Source organism: Chromohalobacter sp. 296-RDG, assembly GCF_029889885.1.
GTDB lineage: Bacteria > Pseudomonadota > Gammaproteobacteria > Pseudomonadales > Halomonadaceae > Chromohalobacter.
The window spans coordinates 1-2,667 of sequence record NZ_JARANY010000134.1 but is presented as its reverse complement, the minus strand read 5'-3'; the positions used below and the strand labels follow the sequence as shown (position 1 = coordinate 2,667).

Below are 2,667 nucleotides of genomic sequence, written 5' to 3'. Positions count from 1 at the left end.
AAGCGCCAGTACAAGGCGTTGAGCGGGCAGGCATCGTCGCCTACGCTTTGTTTTGGATCATAGCGACACTGAGAGCAGTGATCCGACATGCGATCAATGTACTTGCCCGAGTGTCAATGGCCAACAAGACTGACCCACTTCTGGCCAATAGAATTGACCCACCCATGACGGTCAGCTGAGCGTTTTCTGCTTCAGCCGATAGCTTTCGCCTCCCAGCATGTAGACGTGCGAGTGATGGATGATTCGATCGACGATCGGCACCGCGACGTTATCGTCGTGGAAGAATTCACCCCAGTGGGTAAAGTCCTTGTTGGTGGTGATCATCAGTGACCGGTGCTCGTAGAAGCGGTTGACCAGCTGGAAGAGCGCATAGCGGGCCTGCCGGCTCATCGGCAAATAGCCCAGTTCGTCGATCACCAGGGCATCCACTTTGGCTAGTTGCGCCAGCTTCTTTTTCAGTTCGCCTTTCATTTCGGCAAGCTCGAGCTCTTCCACCAGGTCGAGGGCATTGCGAAAGCGCACCCGGTAGCCGGCCTCGATGGCTTTTTGCGCGACCCCGATCGCCAGGTGGGTCTTGCCCACGCCCGGCGGGCCGATCAGCACCAGATTCTCGCGGTTATCGAGAAAGGCGAAGTCGAGCAGCGCATTGATCTGGCGCTTGGTGATCGTGGTCTGATACCGGTAGTCGAAATCCTCGAGACGCTTGTCGCTGGGGAATTTGGCCTGGCGCCGGTACAGATCGATCCGTTTGGCCTCGCGCTGGGCACGTTCGTGCTCGGCGAGCATGTCGGCGAAGGTCAGGTAGGAGACCTCGTTGGCCTCGGCCTGACCGAGCAGGTCCGCGAGATCGCCGGCAATGGCGCTCAGGCGCAGGCTGCGGTAGCGCCCGGCGGTGGCCTCAAGTTGTCCCATGGGTCACCTCCTGCTGGCCGGCCGGACGGCCAAGTCGGGCGTAGGGCGTCAAATCCAGCGATGCCGCCTCGGCGGCGGGCGGGACTGTGTCATCGGTGGCCCGGCCGCGGGCTCGGGCCTGACGGGCCGCTTCCAGCCGCTGTTTCAGCAGACCGGCGGTGACGCCCTCCCGTTCGAGCCATGTCTCGAGCTGCGCGAGATCCCGGTTGTCCTGTGCCTCGATGATGCGCTTGGCCGCGCCGAGCTGGTCCTTGTAGTGGCGCGGCATGGACGCCCGCAGGCGCTGACAGAGCGCGCGGCCCAGGCTGGCGCCTAGCTGCGCGGCGATGGCCTGCTCAAGATCGGCTTCGTGCTGTTCGTGGTCGCGATAATGATCGCGATTGCGCTGCACGCCGCCCTTGTCGAAGCACAGGCTGTGGGTAGCGATCACCTCGCCGCTTTCCAGATCGGCGATCTGGAGGGTGGTGTCGTCGGCCCGGACACCGACACGGCCCTGCTGGTAGGCCATGGGCACCGAGTACTTGTTGGCCTGCCAGGCGATCAGCCCGGTCTTGTCGACCTGACGCGTGGCCAGGCCGTCGGTATCGCGTGCGATGCAGGCGGGTGTCAGATAGCCGCGCAGCTGGTGGCGTTCCTCAGCTTCGAAGTGGGCCCGGGGCTGACGGCCCGTGGTGCCGTGGATGCGCACATTGGCGACGTCATCAAGCCATTGCTGAACGTGGCCGCGCAGCTCGGCCTCATCGGCGAAGGTGTCGCCGTAGAAAGCGTCCTGCTTGACGTATTTCACCCCGGCTTCGACCTTGCCCTTGCTCTCGGGGTCGTAACCGCGGCAGGCCTGGACGCGGAAACCGGCGGTGGCGGCGTATTCGTGAAACCGCTGGTTGACCGTCAGCTCCCGGAATTGCTCGTTGATGACCACCATCTTGGTCTGGTCGTAGACGCATTCCTCCGGCATGCCGCCGAAGTAGCGGAAGGCTTCGTCGTGTAGCTGGATGAAGGCGGCAGTATCCAGCGGTTTGAAGCGTAACCCGACATAGGCCAGCCGCGAATAGGACAGCACAAATACCACGAAGTACACCGTGCGCGGCGTCCCGCCAATGACCACGTCCCGAAGCTCGCCGGGATCCACCTGGCACTGGACGCCGGGGACCATGTCGAGGACCGGCTCGTAGTAGCGCGGCTGGCCGCTGGCAACGGTCCGCTTCATGTGCTGGACGTAGCGACGCAGACTGCGCTGCGAGGCGTCCAGCTCGCCCACCTTGTCGCGCAGCTTGCGCGCGATCTTGACGCTGCTCAGCCGCGGATACCGATGCAGCAGGTACGCGATGTAGTCGCGATGGGTGTCGAGTTTCTTGCTGCGTGCCCGGAACGTTTGGGCGGCCTCGATCGCGGCTTCGTCCTGGCGCAGGTACTTGCGCACGGTGTTGCGGGATAAATCGAGCTCCTGGCCAATGGCCCGGATCGACAGCCCGTCTCCGTCGTCGTAGAGCGCCTTGATCTTGTGAATCATAACCCAGTCCTTGATCGCTCCGCTCCAGCTGCAAATTCAGCCGAAACGGTAAGTGGCCGGTGGCATCGCTGCCACCTCGAAAGGTGGGTCAAAAGCGATGGCCAGTACTGGGTCAGTTTAGATGGCCATTAACACCCGAGGCACAATAGGGCTTGGAGCCCAGGTAACCGCCGTCGGCATGCAGCACCATACCCAGCGTGTTGGGTAGTTCGACCCATTCGCAGGCGTCGGCGTAAACCGCGAGA

Annotated in this window: 2 protein-coding genes; both read right to left on the bottom strand. The window is 63.0% G+C overall.

Translation table 11 applies throughout. The annotated features are described in order from the left end of the window. Positions 1–171: 171 nt before the first annotated feature. Positions 172–912, bottom strand: coding sequence for an IS21-like element helper ATPase IstB (gene istB, locus OP495_RS17065; protein ID WP_280570937.1), 741 nt, complete (start codon positions 910–912; stop codon positions 172–174). After that, positions 899–2,422, bottom strand: coding sequence for an IS21 family transposase (istA, locus tag OP495_RS17060; protein WP_280570936.1), 1,524 nt, complete (start codon positions 2,420–2,422; stop codon positions 899–901). Before istA ends, istB begins: the two co-directional genes overlap by 14 nt. Between the last annotated feature and the right edge of the window lie 245 nt (positions 2,423–2,667).

Coding starts and splice junctions, on each gene's coding strand:
- istB (WP_280570937.1), bottom strand. CDS start 912: ATGGGACAACTTGAGGCCACCGCCGGGCGCTACCGCAGCCTGCGCCTG.
- istA (WP_280570936.1), bottom strand. CDS start 2,422: ATGATTCACAAGATCAAGGCGCTCTACGACGACGGAGACGGGCTGTCG.